Here is a 23959-nt window from a genome sequence, read left to right as displayed (position 1 = left end):
CATCTTTCCGTCAGAAGCCGAGTTTGTCGCGCAGTCCGTAATACCAGGCGCCCAACGCAGCGAACGGTGTCCGCAGCAGTTGTCCGCCGGGGAACGGGTAGTGGGGCAGGTCGGCAAACGCGTCGAAACGCTCGGCCTGGCCACGCAACGCTTCGGCCAACACCTTGCCCGCCAGGTGCGTATACGTCACGCCATGGCCGCTGCAACCCTGGGAATAGTAGATGTTGTCGCCCAGGCGTCCGACTTGAGGAAGTCGCGACAGGGTCAGCAGGAAATTGCCGGTCCAGGCGTAATCGATCTTCACGTCCTTGAGCTGCGGGAAGGCCTTGAGCATTTTCGGCCGAATAATCGCCTCGATGTTCGCCGGATCCCGTGCGCCGTACACCACGCCACCGCCGAAGACCAGGCGCTTGTCGCCGGTCAAGCGGTAGTAGTCGAGCAGGTAGTTACAGTCCTCGACGCAGTAATCCTGCGGCAACAGGCTCTTGGCCAATGCGTCGCCCAAGGGTTCAGTGGTGATCACCTGAGTCCCGCAGGGCATCGATTTGGCGGCCAGTTCCGGCACCAGATTGCCGAGATACGCGTTGCCCGCCACGATGATGAACTTGGCCCTGACCTTGCCCTGAGGCGTATGCACCACCGGATTCGCGCCGCGCTCGATGCGCACCGCCGGCGATTGCTCATAAATGGTGCCGCCCAGCGACTCGACGGCTGCCGCTTCGCCCAACACCAGGTTCAGCGGATGAATGTGCCCGCCGCTCATGTCGAGCATGCCGCCGATGTACTGATCGCAAGCGACCACTTCACGGATGCGACGCTGATCCATCAATTCGAGCTGCGTGTGACCGAAGCGCTCCCACAGACGCTTCTGGGATTCCAGATGGCCCATCTGCTTGGCGGTAATGGCGGCGAATACACCACCGTCCTTCAAGTCGCACTGGATATTATATTTGGCGACCCGCTCACGAATGATCCGCCCACCTTCGAACGCCATCTGCCCCAGCAACTGAGCCTGCTTGGGACCTACACTGCGCTCGATCACATCGATGTCACGGCTATAACTGTTAACGATCTGGCCACCGTTACGCCCCGACGCACCAAAACCTACCTTCGCCGCTTCAAGCACCGTGACCCGGAAACCGTTTTCCAGCAGAAACAGGGCAGAGGACAGACCGGTGTAACCGGCGCCGATCACACAGACATCAGTCTCTACGTCATCCTGCAAGGCCGGGCGCGGCGGAACCGCATTGGCCGATGCGGCGTAATAGGATTCCGGGTAGGGGGTGTTCGCCATCCTGCAGCCTCTGTTTAATATATTTTACGAGTGCATCGATCCTACCCGAGATAAAAATCGACCGCCAGCCACCGCAAAATCTTCTTTGCAGCGGCAAAATTAAATATTTTGCATATTCATAGGGTTAGCTCGAAAAAAGGTGTTGACACCCCTCCGGAATTCCGTAGAATGCCGCCTCACAGCAGGCACGTAGCTCAGTTGGTTAGAGCACCACCTTGACATGGTGGGGGTCGTTGGTTCGAGTCCAATCGCGCCTACCAAACAAAATCCGCTCTGCTGGGCGGTCTAGAAGGGCTCACCGAAAGGTGGGCCCTTTTTTGTTGCCTGCGATTTGCAAAACTTTTGCAAAACTCCCACCTCAGAACGCCAATTCGGCGCCCACCTCCAAGTACTCGATCTTCTTTTCGTCGTGCCCCTCCTGATAGTGCTTCGTCATCTTCTCGTCCGCATGCCCCATCAAGGGTTGTTCTCTGCCCAGGTCCTGCCGTCACCAGTATCAGCCTCGCAGGCCGGACCGAGATAAATCACTTTTGGCTTCGCTCACTTTGAAATACCTCTTCAATTGTCCGTTCCCGCGTAGGTGCGCCAAGGGACCTTAATGCCGTTGACCAGAAAACCATCTCGGTGCCGTCGGCGGGCATGATGTGTTGGTAGGGAGTGCGCTGGGCACGGGCGATAAGCCAGGCGGCAACGGCCGGGCGGTCAAGTAGTTTGGCGACCAGGCGCCAGAAGATATTGAGCATGGGGCGTCTTATTCCGGGTCATGCCCGGGCGGTGGAGGGGGATTTGGAAAAAACCCAAGAGGATGCAGAAAAGCTTCGGTAGGAAGATCTGCGGTGATGGCGCCACTACTCAGGTACTGATTGTCCAGAGAATCGTGAGGGCCAACCCAAGGAAGTAACCAACCACACCCTTGGTCTACCAACCAGACCGGAGCTCTATCGCATGAAACGACTCACCGAGTGGATAAACCTGATAGTTGCCGTTATTCACCTGATCAACGTGATCAGTCGTACGGGCTGGTTTTGAGTTGTCGCCGGCTGGCGTGATTCGTTGAAGTGAGGTATTTGTGTTCAGCCCGGCATGGAGCCGGATCAAGGAGATCGAAATGGTGTTAGTGGATAGGCCGTACCCAGTTGTCTATGAGCATCGAGGCGTTAAAGCGAAGATTGATTTCGAATGGGATAGCGACAGTGATTCTGTGCCAACAGGACTTAGAATCGCTGTTGAGATCAAAGAAAGGCAGGTTGAAGCAATCCGTGAAAATGCCAAGTACAACAGCTTCAATGAGGCGTTAGCCCGCGGTAAAGCATTGGCGAGGCTAGACATCGATTTGACTCTTGGGCCTGATCTTTCGGCTTGAAAACAGTACTCAGCGCAATAGGTGAGGATGGGTCAGGCGGTGATGCGTTCGCCGATCACCTTGGTGGTGAAGGTGACGGAATACTCGGTGGTCAATTCGAATTGGCCGCCGCATGTATCGCAGTCCATGCTCTTGTCGCCGTAGTCCTCCGACTCAAGGTGCATGACAGTGGCGCAGTGCGGGTATTTGCATTCGCAAACCGAGTAGCTGTATTTCTCACCGCTTTCGTTGCACTTTGCGCACCCTGACACCCAATGTCCCGTCCTGAATAAGGTTTACACCTTCATGTAAACCATTCGAGGGAGTGGGGAGCTTTGCAGCTGGAATGGCTGGCAACAAAAAGCCCGCACATGGCGGGCTCTCTGTATGGGGTCAAATCCTTTTGTCTGCTCAATCTGCGCTGCGTTCTGTGAGTGCTTCGTGAAAAGCATGTCGAAGGAACGAAAAAACCCGGCACTTGGCCGGGCTCTCTGTAGATGGGGCCAAATCCTTTTGGCTGGCTGTATTGTGCAGGGTGGGTGTGACGAAGGCGTGACAGGGCAGATACGAAAAGCCCGACTCTGGGCCGAACTCGATAATGGATGCCTATATTGATACCGCCAAGGCATTACGCCTCACAAGTAGTTGGATCTTCATAGACTTCGCACCACGCAGCCTTCATTAACGGCTTGCACTCCGCATCAAACTTCCCCCTTAGCTTGGCAGTGCTAGCCGGGGTCATCGGCTTGGCATCTCCTCGCCTATGTCCACCATTTTTTGTGCTACGGCCTTCTGGGCTTCGCTGTATCTGACCAGTGAATCATTGAGCGGCCTCACGGTCATATTGCTGACCTTTGCATTCAGGACGTTCAAATGAAGCGTGCAGTAATAATGTTCATGGCCATTTCGGGCTCTCTCCTGCTGGGAGGCTGCGGGCCTCACTGGGACGACGGAGAAAGGTACGGTCGAGATCGTGATCGAGGTCATGATTACCGTCGTGGATACGACCATGGTTATGACGATGATCGAGGGTATGACCGCAGATATGATCGTCGTGACAATGATCAGGGGTATGAACGCAATTACGGTCGTGATCGTGATCGTGATCGTGATCGTGACGATAGAGACGACTGAATGCGCTGGCCATCGGCTAGCGAGAGACGGCGGTGACAGGCTCTCCTCGGGCCGGTCAATGATCACCCGGTTTGCCGATTAGCTTCAGCGGCACGGATTGCCAGTGATTCAGGCGTAAGATAGCGGTGCTACCTCATCAAAAGGAGCCGCATATGATCGCCGACCAAATGAACAAGCAGGTATCTGTGGACAGAGCTGTTTGGGATCAATACTTCTGCGCTGCGTTGATTGCGGAAAGCAATTTGACGGCACCGGTCGTAGGAGGGGCTACTCATGAAGACAGGCAGAACCTGTTGATTGAAAGGGCCAAAGCTCTCGCCGACAAGATGATGGAAAACAGAAAATAACCAGAGCCCAGCCATCGCGCTGGGCTCTTCACATCTGGGGCTCGGTAGCGGTGCAGCGCTTGCAGTCAGGCAGGGCAGACGCATGGGTTAGGTCGTCTTTAACACCGAGAACCTCAAATACTTTCCAGCGTTTTCAAAAAACTTCGGATGTATCCGGCCGCCTCTTCAGGCGCAACCTGAAGTAGACAGTGCGGTGCTTCGATTTCAATGATTCGTGTATCACGGTTCATTGAAGAGATAAGCGCAGACGCTGTCCCGGGAACCACCGAATCATGCTTAGCGCGAAGGTAAATAGTCGGTACGCTGACTTGGGCGAGCTTGGCGGATACGTCTACGGTAAGAACCGATCGTAGTCGTGAGCGCATTACCGAAGGGCTCACTTGAGTGATGGCCTGGCGTAGAGCTGCGCGCAGGGCTCTCGTGGAAAACCGGCCGAGTAATACTTTGCTGATCCATCCGACAGGTGCAAGGCTGAACGGCAGTGCGCCTAGCAAAAAACTCAAGTGACTGATTGGATTGCGTGCGAATGTGCTGCACAGCACGAGTCCCACCTGCTGGGGGAGTTGCCTGGCGCTCAGAGAAATAGCGATCGGTCCCGAGAAGGATTCACCCAGCAGCACGAATGGGCGGTCGGTTGGCAGCGACTCTCGGACGAGCGACTCCAGCGCTGTGTAGTTCAGCGGAGTATTGGAGGGATAGGTGATGATTAGCGTATCGAATTCGCGCTCCATGATGGATGCAAAGGTTGCGAACAATTCACCTGTTCCATCCATTCCAGGTAGCAGAACCAGCGTGGGAGTTGATCGATTCATGTGTTCCGTCCTTGGGGGAGCGGTCATTCTGCCGTCGATACCGCCCCGAAAGCCCCCGCACCAATTTCATCATCGATTCAGCGGTGGATGTCTTCAGGCACAGTAACGAGGGGATTGCCCCCTCGTTACAAATGTTGCATGAAGAGCATGAATCACTACTGGCGTGATTCATCTCAACAGCGTCGGACCTGCGTGGTAGGTCCAACCAACTAAAACCAATCTTACCTGGCGTTCAACTTCTTCAGTTCTTCATAAGTCGCCGACTGTACAAACCAGAAGCCGGAGATGATGCACCACGTCAGGGTGCCGGTAATGAAAACGGCTGCTCCGGACCAGAAGCCCTGAACGAAGATCATGACCACTGCGGCGATCCAGATAACGGCCAGTGCGACGTACAGAACTACGTTGTTTACGCCAATTACGAACTCTTTCACGTCTATTCCCTTTTGAATGTTTATCCTCTGGCTCCTTACGCAAGGGCCAGTGGGCGGCATGATAGGGAGATAGCTGGCTGTTCGCCAGTCATGTCTTGCCGCCTGAGCAGGCATGCTTCGAAAAATCGCCCTCAGCCTGTGGGTGTCTGGCAGGCAGATTTCCAGATTTTGGACTACTACTGACAAGCCCGTTTCCTTACCCCTGTCAGGAGCATCCCTATGCTGTTTCACTGGTTTCTTGCGGCGATCCACCTCTTGGCTGTTGCCTTGGGCCTCTGGGCGGTGCTCACCCGAGGGACGGCGTTAAGCCGCCTGGCCGCCGGAACGGCGCAGGTTCGCAGCGTGCTGGTTGCCGATAACGTATGGGGCATCTGTGCGGGTATTTTGCTGATCACAGGTTTGATGCGGGCCTTCGGTGGGTACGAAAAAGGCACCGACTATTACCTTCATCAGCCGTTATTCCATCTGAAGATGACGCTGTTCGTGATCATTCTGCTGCTTGAAGTGGCACCAATGATCACCTTGATCAAGTGGCGGATCGCCATGGGCAGGGGCGCTTCGATTGACCAGGGCCGAGCCAGCCTGTTTGCACGCATCAGCCATATCGAAGCGCTGTTGTTGATGTTGATGGTGATTGCGGCCACCGGTATGGCGCGCGGTGTGACCTTCGGCTAATAACGGCGTGATTCGTCGGGGTTAAAGCGAATGATCTGACAGCCACGGCCTGGCCGAAGCCGGTAGCATCGGCTTCACGTAATGTGGGGGGGAGGCGAGGGCCCAGCAAAATGCCGAGCATGAATCTTTAGCCAGCCATTGCGCTGTAACGAACGGGCTGGCTACTGACTGCAGCAGGATTCAGGGGGTCTGCGGTTTGTCTGGAGCGGTGAGGCCAGCCTGAATGCGCTGATAGATTTCTTCGCGATGAACCGCAACGTCTTTCGGGGCATTGATGCCAATTCTGACTTGCTGGCCGCTAACGCCCAGAATGGTGATTGTAATGTCATCACCAATATTTATGCTTTCACCGACTTTGCGGGTGAGTATCAGCATGGTCTTCTCCTTGATTGCTTTGTAGGGCACCTGATTCGGACAGTGCAGAGGTCGGTGGTATGTATAGATTAGTGCGAAGTCTCACGGTTTGGGTGCCTCTTTCTGACGCGCAGATGCTGCATTAATTCCCAAGGCGTAACTATACAGAGGCCGCAACCATCATTCTCGTTGTTTTGAGCCCATTTTGCGGCACTCGGGAAGTATTCATGGATGCTAAAATCGCCGCTTTAAGCATTCTGAGGGAAGCGTTGTGCGCAAAATGTTCTTGGTAATCGCGGTACTGGCGCTGGCGGGATGCGGTGAGGGCAAGAGTGTTGAGGCGCAAAAGCCGCAATCGGCAGCAGTGGCTGCACCTTCGGTGGTATCCGCACCACAATGGGATCTCGAAGTTCGAGGCGAAACACCTCAGGCGGTCAGCGATTTGAGCGGCTGGCTGATTGAGCACAGTTTTGTTTCCAATATCGTCAAGGAAAATGGAAAAACCCGGATTCTGCTCGGGCCATTCAGTTCGAAAGCCGAGGCCGAGGCCAAACAGACAGAAGTGCGCGCGGCGCTCACCCGGGCGAAGAAACAGAACATCGAGTTACTGGTTGTCGAACATCCAGTGACCCAGTAACGGTCTTTTCCAGGGAGCTTTCGACGGAACGCCTTAAAGGGGATCCACATTGACTCGTTTCTAACGTAGTCACTGTCGATTCCCACTAGGAGTTCCCCCCATGGCCTCCGCCACCCCTTACAAAATATTCGATGCAGTCCTGCGGCGCAAAAAGGCGCTGAGTCCTCATTTGATGCGCGTCACTCTGGCCGGTCCGATGGTTACCGAAATGGCGACCAGGGCACCGGATCAGCGCGTGAAGCTGTTCTTTCCGGCTGTGGACGGTTCGCCTGCCAGGCTCTCTCATGGCGATGGCTGGTACGCACGTTACCGCTCGATGCCGGTTGCCCAGCGCCCGGCGATGCGTACTTACACCATCCGACATTTGCGTGCCGAGCTGGGCGAAGTGGACATCGACTTCGTGTTGCACGGCGAAACCGGCCCCGCATCCCGTTGGGCAATCCATGCAGCAGCGGGTGAGCCGATCCAGATCGTCGCACTTGATCGCCAGTTTTCGGCGCAAGACGCGGGAGGTTTCGAATGGAAACCGCCTCAACAGCTCAAGCATCTGTTGTTGGTCGCCGATGCCACGGCTTTACCCGCGGCGCTTGGCATTCTGGATGAGCTGGCAGCGCTTGCCGTGCCACCGATAACCCAGGCGTTTTTTGAAGTAGACAGCGTGGACGATGCGTTGCCGGTTCCTGACTGGCCCGGACTTTCGGTGGAGTGGCTGATTCGAGATCACGCCACCGCGACTGGCGCGGGTTCGTTGATGGTCGACGCTGTCCGCCGGGCAATTCTGCCATCATCTGCTAAGGCATTCGAAACGGTGGAACTGGCGGAAGTCGATGTCGACGAAGACATGCTCTGGGAAACATCCGAGGCTGCCCGTGATGGCTTCTACGGCTGGATCGCCGGGGAAACGGTTGCGGTGACGAGTCTGCGCAAATACTTGATCAAGGAACGCGGCATTGCCAAGGAGTCACTCAACCTGATGGGCTACTGGCGCTACAACAAAGTGGGCGGGTAGAAACGAACAAAGGCCTCGGGTGTTAAACCCGAGGCCTTTATGTTTTCAGCGAGCGCTTAACCGCAGGCTTTCATGTCGACCGGGCCGACAAACTCGTTGCCGCGTCCCATGACGCACGCCACGCTTTGGTTGCGCTGTCGTTCCCAGGCCTCTACCGGATAGGTTTTGTTCCAGGCTTCGTACAGTTGTCGATCCTGTTTCGACAGGCGCAGACCGTACTGCTTGCTCATGTAGAAATACGTTCGAGCGATCATGCCGCGTATGGACGGGCGAGGCATGACCTTCTTCGCCTTGAAGTCGACCTGGGTCAGGCACGAGCCATATTGGCCCGACTGCACCGGCAACCAGCCAAAACTGAAGTTACTACGATCGCCATTCACCTCACCAATGCTCGGCACCAGGTTGTGCAGGTCGGCTTCGGCCTTCTGGTAGGTCGGATCGTAACGCGTGCAGTTCTTGCGTCCACCTTCTTGCCAGCACTGACGCTGATGGCCGATCTGCCAGGCCGGGACAATGTGCTCCCACTCGATGCGGGAAGCGCGCTTGGCGTTTTTACGCGGTACATAACCGCAGGCTGCGAGGTTGACCTTGTTGCCGGTGTATTTGCACCCGCAATAGAACTCTGTGGATTGCGGTGCGTAGAGCTTCCAGGCAACTTTCTTGGCTTCGTTGAAAGTGCGTGGGGCGCCAGCCTGGACGCCGAGGGTGATGAACAAAAACAGCAAAGCAAACCAGCGGACACTCATTGACTCAATCTTCCTTCGGCACAACCCAAAAAATCTGCACACCGCCATCGTCGCGATAGGCGAGGGTGACGTTGTCGTTCTCGTCGATTTCTTCGAGTAGTTGTTCCCACTCATCCACGGGCTCGTCCGGTAGACGGAAGATCAAGGCGGCTTTGGCTTTTTGGGCGGTGGGGGAATTGATGATTTTCTGAACGCGCATGCCCATGCGTTGATAGGAGTCAGGAGAGGCAGAGGTATTGGCCACGGAATTATCCTTATTAAGCTGTACGTGCATACAGTATTTAACTGTGGGCATTTTCGCAACTGCTTAAAATTCAAGAAAATCCTCTGACAGCAATTTTTTCCGTTTGGTGTAGGACGAAGGGAAACTTTTATCGAAATATCGGAAGGGGGTGTGAGCCACTCGCCTGGGTTGGCGAGTGGTGAAAGCAGTGCCCGACCGGAACCGGTCGGGCGAGGGCGAATCAGTATTCCCAGAACATCCGTTGCAGCTCTTTGCTGTCGTTGGTCTTGGTCAGTGCGACCATGGCCAGGATGCGGGCCTTTTGCGGGTTCAAGTCATTCGCCACAACCCAGTCGTACTTGTCGTCTGGCTGTTCGGCGTTACGCAGTACGAAACCGCCGGCGTTGACGTGGGACGAACGAATGATTTGCACGCCGTCCTTGCGCAGGGCTTGCAGCGATGGGACTACACGGGACGAGACAGAGCCATTGCCGGTACCGGCGTGAATGATGGCTTTGGCGCCAGACTGAGCCAACGCTTTGTAGGCGGTATCGCTGACATTGCCGTAGGAATAGGCGATTTCTACGTCAGGCAGGCTCTTGATGGTTTTGATGTCGAATTCCGAGTCCATGGTGTGGCGCTTTGCCGGCAGACGGAACCAGTAGGATTTACCTTCGACCACCATGCCCAGTGGACCCCAGGCACTTTTAAACGCCTCGGTCTTGATGTTGATCATTTTGCTGACATCGCGACCCGACTGGATTTCATCGTTCATGGTCACCAGTACGCCTTTGCCGCGTGCCTCTTTGCTGCTGGCCACGGCCACTGCGTTGTACAGGTTCAGCATGCCATCGGCCGACATCGCGGTGCCTGGGCGCATGGAGCCGACAACGATGATTGGCTTGTCGGTTTTTTCCACCAGGTTCAGGAAGTAGGCGGTTTCTTCCAGGGTGTCGGTGCCGTGGGTGATAACGATGCCGTCGACGTCTTTGCTGTCGGCCAGTTCAGCCACGCGACGACCCAGTTGCAGCAGGTTGTCGTTGGTGATGCTTTCGGACGCGATCTGCATGACCTGTTCGCCACGAACGTTAGCCAGCTGGCTGAGTTCCGGAACCCCGGCGATCAATTGTTCGATGCCGACTTTTGCCGCTTGATAGGTCGCGCTATTGGCGGCGCTGGCGCCCGCGCCGGCAATGGTGCCGCCGGTGGCCAGGATCACCACGTTCGCCAGTTTCTGTTGGGTTTCGACTTCTTTTGCCTGAAGGGCAGTAGGCAGGAGCAGCAAGAGGGCTAAAGCGCCCGGAACGAAGGTCTTGAAAGCAGATGTCATTATTTTTCTCTCTAGTAGTGAGACGGTGCTGATGCAGGTTCATCTAGATGCGCCCCAGGCGGATCTGAACGCTTGGGGTGAATAAGAAGAGCAGGATCTGTACCAGTCGTACTTTGAACGAGGAAAACTTTTAACCTGATGATTTGTATCAGTATTTATTTGAGTGGCCAGAATGATTACACAGTCTGTTGTCCGGGTTTCCGAACGCGTTGAGCGTTTGTGTTCGGCTCTCCGAAAAGTACTACGACCTCTGTAGATCTAATCGCCTTGCAAGATTGCGAATCAGTGCTAAAGAAACCCGTGCTTCGGTCGATGTTCCTTTAAAGGATCTTTCTACTCAGGAGTTCACATGTCGTTATCCATTGGTATCCCAAACTCCGCAGGCGTCACCATTGGTGGCAAGTCCGCCGCTACGATCCGGGCGTTGAACGACGCCACCGCAGAGGCTGCCGATAAGACGCTGGGCACGAAAGAAGGCGACGACAACCAAGTCAAGACTGGCCCTTTGGGGCTGGATAAAAGCGCGGGCGCGCAGACCGAAACCCCAGACGAGAGCAGCCAGAGTGTGGCAGTGAAAGTCCTGCTCAAACGCATGCAAGAGCTACAACAGCAACTGCGCGAGCAACAGCAACAATTAGCCGCAGCTCAGGCGGCGTCTTATCCGACACCGGAAGCCAAGGCCACTGTGGTCATGGCAGTTCAAGGACAGATCGCCGACACCAGTAGCGCCTTGCTGGAAGTGTCCGCCGCCCTGGTCAAGGAACTGGCCAAGGGTTCCAGCACCGGAGCGGTGGTCAACACCACGGCATGACTTGAATGCCCGGCTTTTGTCAGCCAGTTCAAATAAATGGTCGTTTATGCTCGTTGACAAATGTCGGCAGGGTTCGCATAGTTCGGTCTACGCAAACGTTTGCGCGTTACTCCCGGTGGTTATCCATCAGTGAGCGCAATGAAGCCTACGCCAGCGCAAGCGTTGCTCACAATAATCATAAGATCGGAGTGAACCCATGAAGCTGCCATTCGCTGGACGTCTTCTCGCTGTCGCTATGCTGGCTGCCGCATCCGTCGCGTTACCTGTCTCTTCGGCCTTTGCCGAGACTGAAAAACCCAAAGTCGCGCTGGTCATGAAATCCCTGGCCAATGAATTCTTCCTGACGATGGAAGACGGTGCCAAGGCCTATCAGAAAGACCACTCCGGCGATTTCGAGCTGATCTCCAACGGCATCAAAGACGAAACCGACACGGCTGGCCAGACACGCATCGTCGAGCAAATGATTCTGGCCAAGGTCAATGCGCTGGTCATCGCGCCGGCTGACTCCAAGGCCATGGTTCCTGTGATCAAGAAAGCCATCGATTCCGGTATCACCGTGATCAACATCGACAACCAGCTGGACCCGGCTGTGGTCAAAAGCAAAAATATCACCGTACCGTTCGTAGGCCCGGATAACCGCAAAGGCGCGCGTCTGGTGGGCGAGTACCTGGCCAAGCAACTGAAGGCCGGAGACGAAGTCGGCATCATCGAAGGCGTTTCAACCACCACCAACGCACAGCAAAGAACCGCCGGCTTCAAGGATGCAATGGAAGCGGCGCAGATCAAGGTCGTGTCCTTGCAGTCCGGTGACTGGGAAATCGACAAAGGCAACAAGGTAGCTGCCTCGATCCTCAGCGAATACCCGCAAGTCAAAGCCCTGCTGGCCGGCAACGACAGCATGGCCGTCGGCGCAGTATCCGCCGTGCGTGCAGCGGGCAAGGCCGGCAAGGTGCAAGTGGTCGGTTACGACAACATCAACGCCATCAAGCCAATGCTCAAGGATGGCCGTGTTCTGGCCACCGCTGACCAGTTTGCAGCCAAGCAAGCTGTATTCGGCATCGAGACAGCACTGAAGATCATCAAAGGTGAGAAAGTCGACAGCGGCACCAATGGCGTGATCGAAACTCCGGTAGAGCTGGTCACCAAGTAGTCCTTCTGGCGACACAACGGTGCTCGCCCGTCGGGGCGAGCGCATGGAGAGTTTTTATGTCAGTTTCCGCCCCGAACGCTGTCCTCTCGGTCAGCGGTATCGGTAAGACCTACGCCCAACCGGTCCTGACCGGCATCGACCTGACGCTGATGCGCGGTGAAGTGCTGGCGCTGACCGGCGAAAACGGCGCGGGAAAAAGCACGCTGTCGAAGATCATTGGCGGGCTGGTCACACCGACCACCGGCCACATGCAATTCCAGGGGCAGGATTACCGCCCAGCAAGCCGCACTCAGGCCGAAGACCTCGGCATCCGCATGGTGATGCAAGAACTCAATCTGTTGCCGACCCTGTCGGTGGCGGAAAACCTGTTTCTCGACAACCTGCCCAGCAAGGGCGGCTGGATCAGTCGCAGGCAATTGCGCAAGGCAGCGATCGAAGCCATGGCCCAGGTCGGCCTCGACGCGATTGACCCGGACACACTGGTGGGCGAATTGGGCATCGGTCACCAGCAAATGGTGGAGATCGCCCGCAACCTGATCGGCGATTGCCACGTGCTGATCCTCGACGAACCGACCGCAATGCTGACGAACCGTGAAGTCGAGATGCTGTTCGAGCAGATCACTCGTCTGCAAGCTCGCGGCGTGTCGATCATCTATATCTCGCACCGTCTCGAAGAACTGGCGCGGGTCGCCCAGCGTATTGCGGTACTGCGCGATGGCAACCTGGTTTGCGTCGAGCCGATGGCCAATTACAACAGCGAGCAACTGGTGACGCTGATGGTCGGTCGTGAACTCGGCGAACACATCGACATGGGCCCGCGCAAGATCGGCGCTCCAGCCTTGACGGTCAAAGGGCTGACCCGCTCCGACAAGGTTCGCGACGTGTCCTTCGAAGTGCGTGCTGGCGAAATCTATGGGATTTCCGGATTGATAGGGGCAGGGCGCACCGAGTTGCTGCGCTTGATCTTCGGTGCTGATCCAGCAGACAGCGGCACGGTTGCGCTCGGTTCGCCAGCACAGGTTGTCAGTATCCGCTCGCCGGCTGACGCGGTCGGTCATGGCATCGCCCTGATCACTGAAGACCGCAAGGGCGAAGGCTTGCTGCTGACCCAATCGATCAGCGCGAATATTGCCTTGGGCAATATGCCGGTGATTTCCAGCGGTGGCTTCGTCAACAATGGTGACGAGATGGCGCTGGCCCAGCGTCAGATCGACGCCATGCGCATCCGCAGCTCCAGCCCGACGCAACTTGTGTCGGAACTGTCCGGCGGCAACCAGCAGAAAGTCGTGATCGGCCGGTGGCTTGAGCGTGATTGCTCGGTGATGCTGTTCGACGAGCCAACGCGAGGCATCGACGTCGGCGCCAAGTTTGACATTTATGCCTTGCTCGGTGAGCTGACCCGTCAAGGCAAAGCGCTCGTGGTGGTGTCCAGCGACCTGCGTGAACTGATGTTGATCTGCGACCGCATCGGCGTGCTCTCGGCGGGACGTCTGATCGACACCTTTGAGCGTGACAGCTGGACCCAGGATGATTTGCTTGCCGCCGCGTTCGCCGGCTACCAAAAACGTGATGCGTTGCTCAATGAAGCAGCGCCTAGGGATCTCGCATGAATACTGCAGTGACTGCCGGCAAACGTAGTGGCAACTTTTACGGCCTCGGTACCTATCTGGGGCTGGCCGGTGCCTTGCTGGCAATGGTCGCGCTGTTCTCGGTTCTGAGCAGCCATTTCCTGTCCTATGACACCTTCAGCACCCTGGCCAACCAGATTCCGGACTTGATGGTGCTGGCGGTCGGCATGACGTTCGTGTTGATCATCGGCGGCATCGACCTGTCGGTGGGCTCGGTGCTCGCGCTCGCGGCGTCAACGGTCAGCGTGGCCATTCTCGGTTGGGGCTGGAGCGTGTTGCCTGCGGCGCTACTCGGAATGGCGGCGGCAGCACTGGCCGGGACCATCACCGGTTCGATTACTGTGGCGTGGCGGATTCCGTCGTTCATCGTGTCCCTCGGCGTGCTGGAAATGGCCCGCGGTGTGGCGTATCAGATGACCGGATCGCGCACGGCCTACATCGGCGACGCCTTCGCCTGGTTGTCCAACCCGATCGCCTTCGGCATCTCGCCGTCGTTCATCATTGCCTTGCTGATCATCTTCATTGCCCAGGCAGTGCTGACGCGTACCGTGTTCGGTCGTTACCTGATCGGCATCGGCACCAACGAAGAGGCGGTGCGTCTGGCAGGGATCAATCCAAAGCCCTACAAGATCCTGGTATTCAGTCTGATGGGACTGCTGGCCGGTATCGCAGCGCTGTTTCAGATTTCTCGCCTGGAAGCGGCGGATCCGAATGCCGGCTCCGGGCTGGAGTTGCAAGTGATCGCCGCGGTCGTGATCGGCGGCACCAGCCTGATGGGCGGTCGTGGTTCGGTCATCAGTACGTTCTTCGGGGTTCTGATCATTTCCGTATTGGCGGCCGGTCTCGCGCAGATCGGCGCGACCGAACCCACCAAACGCATCATCACTGGCGCAGTGATCGTAGTGGCGGTGGTGCTTGATACTTATCGCAGTCAGCGCGCAAGCCGGCGGACCTGAGTCATGGCAACAATCAAGGATGTGGCAGCGCTCGCGGGAATTTCCTACACCACGGTTTCCCACGTAGTGAACAAGACCCGGCCGGTGAGCGAAGAGGTGCGAGTCAAAGTCGAGGCGGCGATCAAAACCCTCGACTATGTGCCCAGTGCCGTGGCCCGGTCCCTCAAGGCCAAAACCACGGCGACCATCGGGTTGCTGGTGCCCAACAGTCTCAACCCGTACTTCGCCGAACTGGCGCGCGGCATCGAGGATTATTGCGAGCGTAATGGCTACTGCGTGATTCTCTGTAACTCCGATGACAACCCGGACAAGCAGCGCAGCTACCTGCGCGTACTGCTGGAAAAGCGCATCGACGGGCTGATCGTCGCTTCGGCTGGCGGTGACGCGGGGCTGGCAGAAGGCCTGGCTGGCGTGCGTACGCCGATGGTGATCGTCGACCGTGGACTGGAAGGTGTGAATGCCGATCTGGTGCGCATCGATCACGAATACGGCGCCCATCTGGCGACCCGCCACCTTCTGGAATTGGGGCACCGGGACATCGCCACCATTGGCGGTCCGGCGAGTACCAGCGTGGCGCAGATGCGTCTGGCCGGTTATTGCCGTGCCCTGAAAGAGGCGGGTGTCGAAGTATCCCGCGAGCGCATGCTGGAAAGCGATTTCACCAGCACCGGCGGCTACAACGCCGCCGCGATACTGCTGGAAAAGAACCCGCCGAGCGCGATCTTCGCCGGTAACGACATGATTGGCATCGGTGTGCTGCGAGCGGCGGCCGAGCGCAACATTCGTGTACCGACAGAGCTGTCGGTGATCGGCTTCGACGATATTCAGATGAGCCGCTATGTGTACCCGGCGCTGACCACCGTGGGGCAGTCGATCCTGCAACTCGGCGAGATGGCGGCCGAAGTGCTTTTAAGAAGAATTGCCACACCGGATATGGCCACCGATCAACGGATCGTGACGCCCAGTATTGTCCTGCGGGAGTCGACTGCGCCGCTGGCCGGCGTGTTCGCTCAATACCGCTGAAACAGAATTGATGAGTAGTGACGTATGCCAGCAAAAGTAGTGGTTATAGGCAGCCTGAACATGGACCTGGTCACCCGGGCGCCACGGCTGCCCCGTGGCGGTGAAACGCTGATTGGCGAGTCGTTTGCCACGGTTTCCGGTGGCAAGGGCGCGAATCAGGCGGTCGCCGCGGCGAGGCTGGGAGCGCAAGTGTCGATGGTCGGTTGCGTGGGCAGCGATGCCTATGGCGAAGAGCTGCGCGGGGCGCTGCTGGCTGAACAAATCGATTGCCAGGCCGTCAGCACCGTCGACGATTCCAGCGGCGTAGCGTTGATCGTGGTCGATGACAACAGTCAGAACGCCATCGTGATCGTTGCCGGTGCCAACGGTGCGCTGACGCCAGCGGTGATCGACCGTTTCGATGCAGTATTGCAGGCCGCGGGCGTGATCATCTGTCAGCTGGAAGTGCCGGATGCCTCTGTCGGTCATGCGCTCAAGCGCGGCCGTGAATTGGGCAAGACCGTGATCCTCAATCCAGCGCCGGCCAGCCGCCCGCTGCCGGCGGACTGGTACGCGTCCATCGATTACCTGATACCCAACGAAAGCGAGGCCTCGGCGCTGAGTGGTTTGCCGGTGGATTCTCTGGCATCTGCCGAAACCGCTGCATCCCGGTTGATCTCCTTGGGCGCCGGCAAGGTCATCATCACCCTCGGTGCTCAAGGTTCGCTGTTTGCCAACGGCAAAGGCTTCGAGCATTTCCCTGCGCCGAAGGTGAAGGCTGTCGATACCACGGCGGCTGGCGACACCTTCGTCGGTGGTTTCGCCGCCGCACTGGCGGCCGGCAAAAGCGAGGCCGAAGCGATCCGTTTCGGCCAGGTCGCCGCGGCGCTGTCGGTGACCCGTGCTGGCGCGCAACCCTCGATTCCCACTTTGTCCGACGTACAGGCCTTTAAAGCACCATGAAAAAGACACCTTTGCTCAACGTCGCGCTGTCGCGGCTAATCGCGTCCCTGGGTCATGGCGACATCGTGGTGATCGGCGATGCAGGTCTGCCGGTGCCACCTGGCGTTGAACTGATCGACTTGGCCCTGACTCACGGTATCCCGGATTTCGTCAGCACGTTGAAGGTTGTGCTCAGCGAAATGCAGGTCGAGAGCCATGTATTGGCCCAGGAGATCCTGGACAAAAAGCCTTCAGCATTGGCGACACTCGATGAGCTAAATGCCGACGGTGCGCTGGGTCGACGTGAGCTGCTCAGTCATGACCAATTCAAAGTCCTCAGCCGACAGGCACGGGCGATTGTTCGTACAGGCGAATGTCAGCCGTACTGCAACATCGTGCTGGTGGCAGGGGTTACGTTCTAACTCGCTGTTGTCTTTCTGCTGTCCCACGCACAAGGAGTGCGCTATGCACCGCTATGCTCAGAAACTGCACCACCTGCTTCGGAGTCTGCTGCTTTTGTCCTTGATTACCGCAACAAGCGCCCAGGCGGCGGAAAAGATCGACTTGATCATCGACACCGATCCGGGTGCCGACGACGTGGTTGCCTTGCTGTTTGCCCTGGCGTCGCCGCAAGAGCTGAACATTCGTGCGCTGACCACCGTCGCCGGCAATGTGCGTCTGGACAAGACGTCGCGTAATGCGCGGCTGGCCCGCGAGTGGGCAGGGCGCGAGGAGGTGCCGGTCTACGCGGGCGCTCCGAAGCCGCTGATGCGCACGCCGATCTATGCCGAGAACATCCATGGCAAGGAAGGTCTGTCGGGCGTCACCGTACACGAGCCGAAGAAAGGCCTGGCCCAGGGCAATGCGGTCAACTACCTGATCGATACCTTGAAAGCCGCCAAGCCTCACAGCATCACCATCGCCATGCTCGGTCCACAGACCAACCTGGCCCTGGCGCTGATCCAGGAACCTGAGATCGTTCAGGGCATCAAGGAGGTGGTGATCATGGGCGGGGCGCACTTCAATGGCGGCAACATCACCCCGGTGGCCGAGTTCAACCTGTTCGCCGACCCGCAGGCTGCGGAAGTGGTATTGAAAAGCGGCGTGAAGCTGACCTACCTCCCGCTGGACGTGACCCACAAGATCCTCACCAGTGACGGGCGTCTTAAGCAGATCGCAGCGATCAACAACAATGCCAGCAAGCTGGTGGGCGATATTCTCAATGAATACGTCAAAGGCGACATGGAGCACTACGGCATTCCGGGTGGCCCGGTGCATGACGCTACTGTCATCGCCTATCTGCTCAAGCCTGAGTTGTTCACCGGTCGTTCGGTCAATGTGGTGGTTGATAGCCGCGAAGGCCCGACGTTCGGCCAAACCATCGTCGACTGGTATGACGGCCTGAAAGCGCCGAAGAACGCTTTCTGGGTGGAAAGCGGCGACGCCCAGGGCTTCTTTGACCTGCTGACCGAGCGTCTGGCTCGTCTGAAGTAAGCTTCACACCCGCAGGCGCCAGCCTGCGGGTTTCACTCCCTTTCGTTATATTCAGCGCCCTTGTAGTCGGCCGGGTATTTCTCAAATACCTGCGCGATGAAGGATTGCGCCGCTTCAGTGCCCAGCTCCTTGACCAATAGATCGATACCAATGATTGCCAACTCTTCCGGGCTGCCCGGGCTGTAAGAGCTGTGGCCCTGTGGCCACTTGGCTTTGATGTCGGCGTCGATACTTACGGTGGTCATGATGGCGCTCGTGAAGTCGGGAAAGTCTGAGTGTCGAGTTAACCATTTTGCGCGGCTTTTGGCACTCCGACTTAGGCATGAGGGGAGGGCTATGCGACACTTGGTCTTTGACGAATTTTCAAGGACTGTGCTGTGCAGATCGATTTGAACACTCCTGACGGCTTGACCCTTGAGGCGGTGCGTCAGCTGCTGGCCTCTGCCAGCGACGATGAGCACACTCAATTGCGAGTCACCAAGGGCGGCATCGCCTACATTTCGTCAGGCGTTGTGGGCGGCACTGATATCTGCGGGCTGTTGTTTCGTCTGGAGACGTGGGCCAAGGGTTCCGGTTATGTCGGATTGGTCGCGGCCAGTGACGAGGTCTGGGTCATGCAGATTTTCAATGCGCTGAAAGAGAACTGGCCGAATCCGCCGTTCGACTACATTGACGTCTATTGAACGCTGTTCATATTCAGTCACGATTGAGTGGTAAACGGCAGGGCGATGCTCAGGCAAACTCGCCGCATATCCGAATAGAGGGCAGGGTGCTAGTACTCCCTGTGAAACCAAACGCCAGATTGGCGGTCGCACGATCTCAGCTTAACTATTGAAAAAAGGAGGCTTCATGCCTTGGAAGCTCGCGTCATTGGGTACTTTGTTGGCCGTTGCCATGCTGGCCGGTTGCAGCACTACCTCCACCGAGTCGACAACAGATCCTGTCACGTCGACTGACACGGGTCACAGCCGTTGTGAGGCAAAGGCTGCCGAATTCACCATTGGCAAAAAGGCTTCGCCTGAACTGCTGGAGCAGGCGCGTACTCGCGCAGGCGCGCAGAATGCTCGGTTCCTCTTGCCCACCGACATGGTGACCCTGGAGTACCGCTCCGATCGCCTGAACCTGAATACCGATGCCAATCGGGTCGTCACCCGTGTCAACTGCGGCTGATCGCTTCAGGCTTTTGTTTCGCCCATAAAAAACCCCGTCACATGGACGGGGTTTTTTTAGTGCGGCTGAAAATTACTCAGCGCGGACTTGTGCAGCTTGCATACCCTTTTGGCCTTTCTCAGCCACGAAGGAAACGGTCTGGCCTTCTTTCAGGCTTTTGAAACCGTCGCTTTCGATAGCTTTGAAGTGTACGAACAGGTCGTCACCGCCACCTTGAGGAGTGATGAAGCCGAAGCCTTTTTCATCGTTGAACCATTTAACGGTGCCGGTTTGGCGATTAGACATGGTGTATCTCCAAGAAACATATATTTTCAGTAGTGCTGTGCTGCTCAGGCCAACTGGGCACACCGGGGTATCATAGTCGAAATGTTCGCTTTGGGAGCCCCCCGGACGTGCTGTTTGCCCTGCAGTCGCGTTCCGTTTGCTGCTTTGTTTGGCTGCAAGCCCCGTTTTAAAAGGCTTTCAGGCAAAAGTAAAGACAATAAAAAAACCTGTAGAACCTGCACAAATTGTACAAAAAAGCGGTTTTCAGAGGCTTTTTACTGTCGTTGCAGGCGCAAAAAGCGCGCTGTCGGGCTTATTTTTTCGCTTTGTTATCGGCTTTGCACGACGAGATTTGGGTCAGTGCTTTTTGTTTCAGTGCATCACTGGCAGTGTTGTCCATCAGGGACTGGATGTCTTTGGCAGGGTACGATTTGATGGCATCGGCGCCGCAAGCGCAGTGAGCCTTCGCTGCTGCAGCACCGATCTGCGGAGTGGCCGCTTCTGTGCACTGAGCCATGTATTTTTCGCGTTCGCCCTTCGGCCAATCGGCATGGGCGGCCAGTGGCAGCAGCAGAACGATGGGGGCGACTACTGCGAATAAACGTTTCAGATGCATGCTGGGATGCTCCTTGTGGGTCAATGTCTTGTTATCTGAGGGGTAAAGCAGGGTTCTAGTTCAGCACTCTGGCATAAAATTGCCCGATTTGCCCCAAGACAAAGCCTCGGTGCATCGACGACCGTTCATCTGTGCTAGCATGCCTGGCTCGGGCGTTTGCAGGCTCCGGATGACCTTCAGTCCCGGTGGCGGCAAATGTGCGAATAACCCTGATTTGAATCCCAGTCACTCTGGTTCGGTTTTCCGGTTGGCCGCAAGGCTCCTGCCGCTGTAAGGCAGGCGTTCGTCATTGAATGGCCTGGATCGGATCTTGTACTGGCTCATCCCAACCCACGTGACCTTTGGTAGGGGTCACCACTAGGAGAGGAGGCGCCATGCCAACTATTACTCTTCCCGACGGCAGTCAACGTTCATTCGATCACCCGATATCCGTAGCCGAGGTCGCCGCATCCATTGGTGCAGGTCTGGCCAAAGCCACCGTAGCCGGCAAGGTCGATGGCAAGCTGGTCGACGCCAGCGACATCATCAGCAGCGACGCTACGCTGCAAATCATTACGCCAAAGGATGAAGAGGGGCTGGAGATCATTCGCCACTCTTGCGCCCACCTGGTTGGCCATGCGGTCAAGCAACTGTACCCGACGGCCAAGATGGTCATCGGTCCGGTCATCGACGAAGGCTTCTATTACGATATCGCCTTCGAACGTCCCTTCACTCCGGACGACCTGGCCGCCATCGAACAGCGCATGCAGCAGCTGATCGAAAAAGATTACGACGTGATCAAGAAAGTCACTCCGCGCGCCGAAGTGATCGAAGTGTTCAAGGCCCGCGGTGAAGACTACAAACTGCGCCTGGTCGAAGACATGCCGAACGAACAGGCCATGGGCCTGTACTATCACGAAGAATACGTCGACATGTGCCGCGGTCCGCACGTGCCGAACACGCGCTTCCTGAAATCCTTCAAGCTGACCAAGTTGTCCGGCGCCTACTGGCGTGGCGATGCCAAGAACGAGCAATTGCAGCGCGTTTACGGCACGGCGTGGGCAGACAAAAAGCAGCTGGCGGCTTACATCCAGCGCATCGAAGAAGCTGAAAAGCGTGATCACCGCAAGATCGGCAAGCGTCTGGGCCTGTTCCACACCCAGGAAGAGTCGCCGGGCATGGTGTTCTGGCACCCGAACGGCTGGACTCTGTACCAGGTGCTCGAGCAATACATGCGCAAGGTTCAGCGCGACAACGGTTACCTGGAGATCAAAACTCCGCAGGTCGTTGACCGCAGCCTGTGGGAGAAATCCGGGCACTGGGCCAACTACGCCGACAACATGTTCACCACGCAGTCGGAAAACCGCGACTACGCCATCAAGCCGATGAACTGCCCTTGCCACGTGCAAGTGTTCAACCAAGGCTTGAAAAGCTACCGTGAGTTGCCAATGCGCTTGGCCGAATTCGGTGCTTGCCACCGTAACGAGCCATCGGGTGCGCTGCACGGCATCATGCGTGTGCGGGCGTTCACTCAGGACGACGCCCACATCTTCTGCACTGAAGAGCAGATGCAGGCTGAATCCGCTGCGTTCATCAAGCTGACCATGGACGTTTATGCCGACTTCGGCTTTAAAGACGTCGAGATGAAGCTGTCCACTCGTCCGGAAAAACGCGTCGGTTCCGACGAGCTTTGGGATCGCGCCGAAGCGGCCCTGGCTGCAGCCCTTGATAGCGCTGGCCTGCCGTACGATCTGCAGCCGGGCGAGGGTGCGTTCTACGGTCCGAAGATTGAGTTCTCGCTGAAAGATTGCCTTGGCCGCGTCTGGCAGTGTGGTACCCTTCAGCTCGATTTTAACCTGCCTGTCCGTCTGGGAGCCGAATACGTCTCTGAAGACAACAGTCGCAAGCACCCGGTGATGTTGCACCGGGCGATCCTTGGCTCCTTCGAACGTTTCGTCGGAGTCCTGATCGAGCACTACGAGGGTGCATTCCCCGCGTGGCTGGCTCCGACCCAGGCAGTGATCATGAATATCACTGATAAACAGGCTGATTTCGCCGCTGAGGTTGAAAAAACTCTCAACGAAAGCGGATTTCGTGCCAAGTCTGACTTGAGAAATGAAAAGATCGGCTTTAAAATCCGCGAGCATACTTTGCTCAAGGTTCCTTATCTCTTGGTTATCGGAGATCGGGAAGTCGAGATGCAGACTGTCGCTGTGCGTACTCGTGAAGGTGCTGACCTGGGCTCGATGCCCGTCGCCCAGTTCGCCGAGTTCCTCGCTCAAGCGGTTTCCCGGCGTGGTCGCCCAGATTCGGAGTAATTACTATTAAGCGTGAAATGAGACAAGATAAACGAGCTGCACCGAAGGCCCCGATCAACGAGAATATCTCGGCACGCGAGGTTCGGTTAATTGGAGCTGAAGGTGAACAGCTTGGGATTGTGTCAATTGAAGACGCGCTTCTTAAGGCTGAAGAGGCCAAACTGGATCTGGTGGAGATTTCCGCCGATGCAGTACCCCCTGTTTGCAAACTGATGGACTACGGCAAATCGATCTTCGAAAAGAAGAAGCAGATTGCCGCGGCCAAGAAAAACCAGAAGCAGATTCAGGTTAAAGAAATCAAGTTTCGTCCAGGGACGGAGGAAGGGGATTACCAGGTAAAACTGCGCAACCTGGTACGTTTCCTGAGTGATGGGGACAGGGCCAAGGTATCCTTGCGATTCCGCGGCCGTGAGATGGCCCACCAGGAGCTGGGGATGGAACTCCTCAAGCGAGTTGAAGGTGACTTGCTCGAGTACGGTTCGGTCGAACAGCATCCTAAGATGGAAGGACGCCAACTGATCATGGTCATCGCCCCGAAAAAGAAGAAGTAATCAATAGGGCACGGCAGGCCTTCTGATTATGTTTATCAACTGAATGCGGAGTATCCGAACATGCCAAAAATGAAAACTAAAAGTGGTGCTGCTAAGCGGTTTCTGAAAACTGCTAACGGTATCAAGCACAAGCACGCTTTCAAGAGCCACATCCTGACTAAAATGTCGACCAAGCGTAAGCGTCAACTGCGCGGTAGCAGCTTGCTGGCACCGTGTGACGTGGCAAAAGTCGAGCGCATGCTGCGCCTTCGTTAATTTAGTCAAGAATAGAGGAAGTAACTCATGGCTCGTGTAAAGCGTGGCGTCATTGCCCGTAAACGTCACAAAAAAATTCTGAAACTTGCTAAAGGCTACTACGGCGCTCGCTCGCGCGTATTCCGTGTTGCCAAGCAAGCGGTAATCAAGGCAGGCCAATACGCCTACCGTGACCGTCGTCAGAAAAAACGTCAGTTCCGCGCTCTGTGGATCGCTCGTATCAACGCTGGTGCACGTATCAACGGTCTGTCCTACAGCCGTTTCATCGCCGGCCTGAAAAAAGCGTCCATCGAGATCGACCGTAAGGTTCTGGCTGATCTGGCAGTGAACGAAAAAGCGGCGTTTGCTGCGATTGTCGAGAAAGCTAAAGCCACCTTGGCTTAAGTACCCCCGACAGTCACCCGGCCTCACCTCTGTGGGGTCAGGTGTTAAACGTCATAAATAGGGGAAGAGCCTTCAAGCTCTTCCCCTATTTTGTATCTGGAG

General features: G+C 56.7%; 32 protein-coding genes and 1 tRNA gene. 21 read left to right on the top strand and 12 right to left on the bottom strand.

Annotated features, from left to right (window positions below; all coding sequences use genetic code 11):
* Positions 1–10: 10 nt before the first annotated feature.
* The gene (locus ACMXYI_RS27410) at positions 11–1294 is read right to left on the bottom strand and encodes an NAD(P)/FAD-dependent oxidoreductase (protein WP_102615208.1); all 1284 of its coding nucleotides are present in this window, start codon (positions 1292–1294) and stop codon (positions 11–13) included.
* Between the two features lie 183 nt (positions 1295–1477).
* Between ACMXYI_RS27410 and ACMXYI_RS27405 the strand changes: the two genes are divergently transcribed.
* Positions 1478–1554: transfer RNA gene (locus ACMXYI_RS27405), tRNA-Val, on the top strand.
* A gap of 264 nt (positions 1555–1818) precedes the next feature.
* Here the strand turns inward: ACMXYI_RS27405 and ACMXYI_RS27400 are convergent.
* On the bottom strand, positions 1819–2037 hold the full coding sequence (locus tag ACMXYI_RS27400; RefSeq protein WP_415774013.1) for a hypothetical protein: 219 nt from the start codon (positions 2035–2037) through the stop codon (positions 1819–1821).
* Between the two features lie 326 nt (positions 2038–2363).
* Between ACMXYI_RS27400 and ACMXYI_RS27395 the strand changes: the two genes are divergently transcribed.
* The gene (locus ACMXYI_RS27395) at positions 2364–2657 is read left to right on the top strand and encodes a hypothetical protein (protein ID WP_415770088.1); all 294 of its coding nucleotides are present in this window, start codon (positions 2364–2366) and stop codon (positions 2655–2657) included.
* A gap of 32 nt (positions 2658–2689) precedes the next feature.
* On the opposite strand, the gene ACMXYI_RS27390 is transcribed toward ACMXYI_RS27395, so the two are convergent.
* The gene (locus ACMXYI_RS27390) at positions 2690–2821 is read right to left on the bottom strand and encodes a hypothetical protein (protein ID WP_415770087.1); all 132 of its coding nucleotides are present in this window, start codon (positions 2819–2821) and stop codon (positions 2690–2692) included.
* 688 nt (positions 2822–3509) lie between these two features.
* Between ACMXYI_RS27390 and ACMXYI_RS27385 the strand changes: the two genes are divergently transcribed.
* Together ACMXYI_RS27385 and ACMXYI_RS27380 are read left to right on the top strand one after the other, a co-directional pair.
* The gene (locus ACMXYI_RS27385; protein ID WP_415770086.1) at positions 3510–3770 is read left to right on the top strand and encodes a hypothetical protein; all 261 of its coding nucleotides are present in this window, start codon (positions 3510–3512) and stop codon (positions 3768–3770) included.
* A 152-nt stretch (positions 3771–3922) separates the two neighbouring features.
* Positions 3923–4117 carry a hypothetical protein gene (locus tag ACMXYI_RS27380; RefSeq protein WP_129443068.1) on the top strand — a complete coding sequence of 65 codons (195 nt, stop codon included), beginning with the start codon at positions 3923–3925 and terminating at the stop codon, positions 4115–4117.
* A gap of 113 nt (positions 4118–4230) precedes the next feature.
* Here ACMXYI_RS27380 and ACMXYI_RS27375 read toward each other — a convergent pair whose 3' ends face one another.
* Entirely contained in the window at positions 4231–4929 is a 699-nt protein-coding gene (locus ACMXYI_RS27375) for an alpha/beta fold hydrolase (protein WP_415770085.1), read from the bottom strand.
* A gap of 221 nt (positions 4930–5150) precedes the next feature.
* Positions 5151–5363, bottom strand: a complete 213-nt coding sequence (locus tag ACMXYI_RS27370) for a hypothetical protein (protein ID WP_403138848.1) — start codon at positions 5361–5363, stop codon at positions 5151–5153.
* A gap of 219 nt (positions 5364–5582) precedes the next feature.
* Here ACMXYI_RS27370 and ACMXYI_RS27365 point away from each other — a divergent pair, with 219 nt between their 5' ends.
* Positions 5583–6038, top strand: coding sequence for a DUF2214 family protein (locus ACMXYI_RS27365; protein ID WP_415770083.1), 456 nt, complete (start codon positions 5583–5585; stop codon positions 6036–6038).
* A gap of 180 nt (positions 6039–6218) precedes the next feature.
* Here the strand turns inward: ACMXYI_RS27365 and csrA are convergent, their stop codons facing one another.
* Positions 6219–6413, bottom strand: coding sequence for a carbon storage regulator CsrA (gene csrA, locus ACMXYI_RS27360; RefSeq protein ID WP_007938114.1), 195 nt, complete (start codon positions 6411–6413; stop codon positions 6219–6221).
* A 250-nt stretch (positions 6414–6663) separates the two neighbouring features.
* Between csrA and ACMXYI_RS27355 the strand changes: the two genes are divergently transcribed.
* Together ACMXYI_RS27355 and ACMXYI_RS27350 are read left to right on the top strand one after the other, a co-directional pair.
* Positions 6664–7029 (top strand): SPOR domain-containing protein, encoded by a 366-nt coding sequence (locus tag ACMXYI_RS27355; RefSeq protein WP_415770081.1) that lies wholly within the window; start codon positions 6664–6666, stop codon positions 7027–7029.
* Between the two features lie 100 nt (positions 7030–7129).
* Positions 7130–8038, top strand: coding sequence for a siderophore-interacting protein (locus ACMXYI_RS27350; RefSeq protein ID WP_415770080.1), 909 nt, complete (start codon positions 7130–7132; stop codon positions 8036–8038).
* A 56-nt stretch (positions 8039–8094) separates the two neighbouring features.
* On the opposite strand, the gene ACMXYI_RS27345 is transcribed toward ACMXYI_RS27350, so the two are convergent.
* From ACMXYI_RS27345 to ACMXYI_RS27335, 3 genes are all read right to left on the bottom strand, one after another.
* On the bottom strand, positions 8095–8784 hold the full coding sequence (locus ACMXYI_RS27345) for an endonuclease (protein ID WP_415770078.1): 690 nt from the start codon (positions 8782–8784) through the stop codon (positions 8095–8097).
* 4 nt (positions 8785–8788) lie between these two features.
* Positions 8789–9079, bottom strand: a complete 291-nt coding sequence (locus tag ACMXYI_RS27340) for a DUF1654 domain-containing protein (RefSeq protein WP_415770076.1) — start codon at positions 9077–9079, stop codon at positions 8789–8791.
* Positions 9080–9248: 169 nt separating this feature from the next.
* A complete protein-coding gene (locus tag ACMXYI_RS27335; protein ID WP_415770074.1) occupies positions 9249–10337 on the bottom strand; it encodes an asparaginase in 1089 nt (362 codons plus the stop codon).
* A gap of 349 nt (positions 10338–10686) precedes the next feature.
* Here ACMXYI_RS27335 and ACMXYI_RS27330 point away from each other — a divergent pair, with 349 nt between their 5' ends.
* The 8 genes from ACMXYI_RS27330 (at position 10687) to ACMXYI_RS27295 (ending at position 18320) form a co-directional block, all read left to right on the top strand.
* Positions 10687–11148, top strand: a complete 462-nt coding sequence (locus ACMXYI_RS27330) for a hypothetical protein (RefSeq protein ID WP_415770072.1) — start codon at positions 10687–10689, stop codon at positions 11146–11148.
* 196 nt (positions 11149–11344) lie between these two features.
* On the top strand, positions 11345–12298 hold the full coding sequence (locus ACMXYI_RS27325) for a sugar ABC transporter substrate-binding protein (protein ID WP_415770071.1): 954 nt from the start codon (positions 11345–11347) through the stop codon (positions 12296–12298).
* A 56-nt stretch (positions 12299–12354) separates the two neighbouring features.
* On the top strand, positions 12355–13908 hold the full coding sequence (locus tag ACMXYI_RS27320) for a sugar ABC transporter ATP-binding protein (RefSeq protein ID WP_415770069.1): 1554 nt from the start codon (positions 12355–12357) through the stop codon (positions 13906–13908).
* Complete coding sequence (locus tag ACMXYI_RS27315) at positions 13905–14882, top strand: ABC transporter permease (protein ID WP_008145645.1); 978 nt, start codon at positions 13905–13907, stop codon at positions 14880–14882. The genes ACMXYI_RS27320 and ACMXYI_RS27315 overlap by 4 nt, the downstream gene beginning before the upstream one ends.
* Before the next feature lie 3 nt (positions 14883–14885).
* Complete coding sequence (locus ACMXYI_RS27310; protein WP_415770067.1) at positions 14886–15905, top strand: LacI family DNA-binding transcriptional regulator; 1020 nt, start codon at positions 14886–14888, stop codon at positions 15903–15905.
* Between the two features lie 24 nt (positions 15906–15929).
* On the top strand, positions 15930–16847 hold the full coding sequence (rbsK, locus tag ACMXYI_RS27305; RefSeq protein WP_415770065.1) for a ribokinase: 918 nt from the start codon (positions 15930–15932) through the stop codon (positions 16845–16847).
* Positions 16844–17248 carry a D-ribose pyranase gene (rbsD, locus tag ACMXYI_RS27300; protein WP_415770064.1) on the top strand — a complete coding sequence of 135 codons (405 nt, stop codon included), beginning with the start codon at positions 16844–16846 and terminating at the stop codon, positions 17246–17248. The genes rbsK and rbsD overlap by 4 nt, the downstream gene beginning before the upstream one ends.
* A 43-nt stretch (positions 17249–17291) precedes the next feature.
* Entirely contained in the window at positions 17292–18320 is a 1029-nt protein-coding gene (locus tag ACMXYI_RS27295; protein ID WP_415770062.1) for a nucleoside hydrolase, read from the top strand.
* 32 nt (positions 18321–18352) lie between these two features.
* Here the strand turns inward: ACMXYI_RS27295 and ACMXYI_RS27290 are convergent, their stop codons facing one another.
* Positions 18353–18565, bottom strand: coding sequence for a hypothetical protein (locus ACMXYI_RS27290; RefSeq protein WP_033061806.1), 213 nt, complete (start codon positions 18563–18565; stop codon positions 18353–18355).
* Between the two features lie 132 nt (positions 18566–18697).
* Between ACMXYI_RS27290 and ACMXYI_RS27285 the strand changes: the two genes are divergently transcribed.
* Complete coding sequence (locus ACMXYI_RS27285) at positions 18698–19003, top strand: hypothetical protein (protein ID WP_415770061.1); 306 nt, start codon at positions 18698–18700, stop codon at positions 19001–19003.
* 166 nt (positions 19004–19169) lie between these two features.
* Positions 19170–19490, top strand: coding sequence for an I78 family peptidase inhibitor (locus ACMXYI_RS27280; RefSeq protein ID WP_415770060.1), 321 nt, complete (start codon positions 19170–19172; stop codon positions 19488–19490).
* A gap of 72 nt (positions 19491–19562) precedes the next feature.
* Here the strand turns inward: ACMXYI_RS27280 and ACMXYI_RS27275 are convergent, their stop codons facing one another.
* Complete coding sequence (locus ACMXYI_RS27275) at positions 19563–19775, bottom strand: cold-shock protein (RefSeq protein WP_007905882.1); 213 nt, start codon at positions 19773–19775, stop codon at positions 19563–19565.
* Positions 19776–20067: 292 nt separating this feature from the next.
* Entirely contained in the window at positions 20068–20370 is a 303-nt protein-coding gene (locus tag ACMXYI_RS27270) for a hypothetical protein (RefSeq protein ID WP_347802706.1), read from the bottom strand.
* A 374-nt stretch (positions 20371–20744) separates the two neighbouring features.
* Here ACMXYI_RS27270 and thrS point away from each other — a divergent pair, with 374 nt between their 5' ends.
* Genes thrS through rplT form a run of 4 tightly spaced genes read left to right on the top strand, consistent with a single transcriptional unit; the run spans position 20745 to position 23857 of the window.
* Positions 20745–22667: a threonine--tRNA ligase gene (gene thrS / locus ACMXYI_RS27265; protein ID WP_415770059.1), complete on the top strand. Its 1923-nt coding sequence runs from the start codon at positions 20745–20747 to the stop codon at positions 22665–22667.
* Complete coding sequence (gene infC / locus ACMXYI_RS27260) at positions 22667–23218, top strand: translation initiation factor IF-3 (protein WP_169857083.1); 552 nt, start codon at positions 22667–22669, stop codon at positions 23216–23218. The genes thrS and infC overlap by 1 nt, the downstream gene beginning before the upstream one ends.
* Before the next feature lie 60 nt (positions 23219–23278).
* The gene (rpmI, locus tag ACMXYI_RS27255) at positions 23279–23473 is read left to right on the top strand and encodes a 50S ribosomal protein L35 (protein ID WP_008145659.1); all 195 of its coding nucleotides are present in this window, start codon (positions 23279–23281) and stop codon (positions 23471–23473) included.
* A 27-nt stretch (positions 23474–23500) separates the two neighbouring features.
* Complete coding sequence (gene rplT, locus ACMXYI_RS27250) at positions 23501–23857, top strand: 50S ribosomal protein L20 (RefSeq protein ID WP_007905879.1); 357 nt, start codon at positions 23501–23503, stop codon at positions 23855–23857.
* Positions 23858–23959 lie beyond the last annotated feature (102 nt).

Origin of the sequence: Pseudomonas lyxosi (assembly GCF_047758685.1) — a bacterium.
Classification (GTDB): Bacteria; Pseudomonadota; Gammaproteobacteria; order Pseudomonadales; family Pseudomonadaceae; genus Aquipseudomonas; species Aquipseudomonas lyxosi.
The sequence above is the reverse complement of the archived record's forward strand: the minus strand, read 5'-3'. Positions and strand labels throughout refer to the sequence as shown.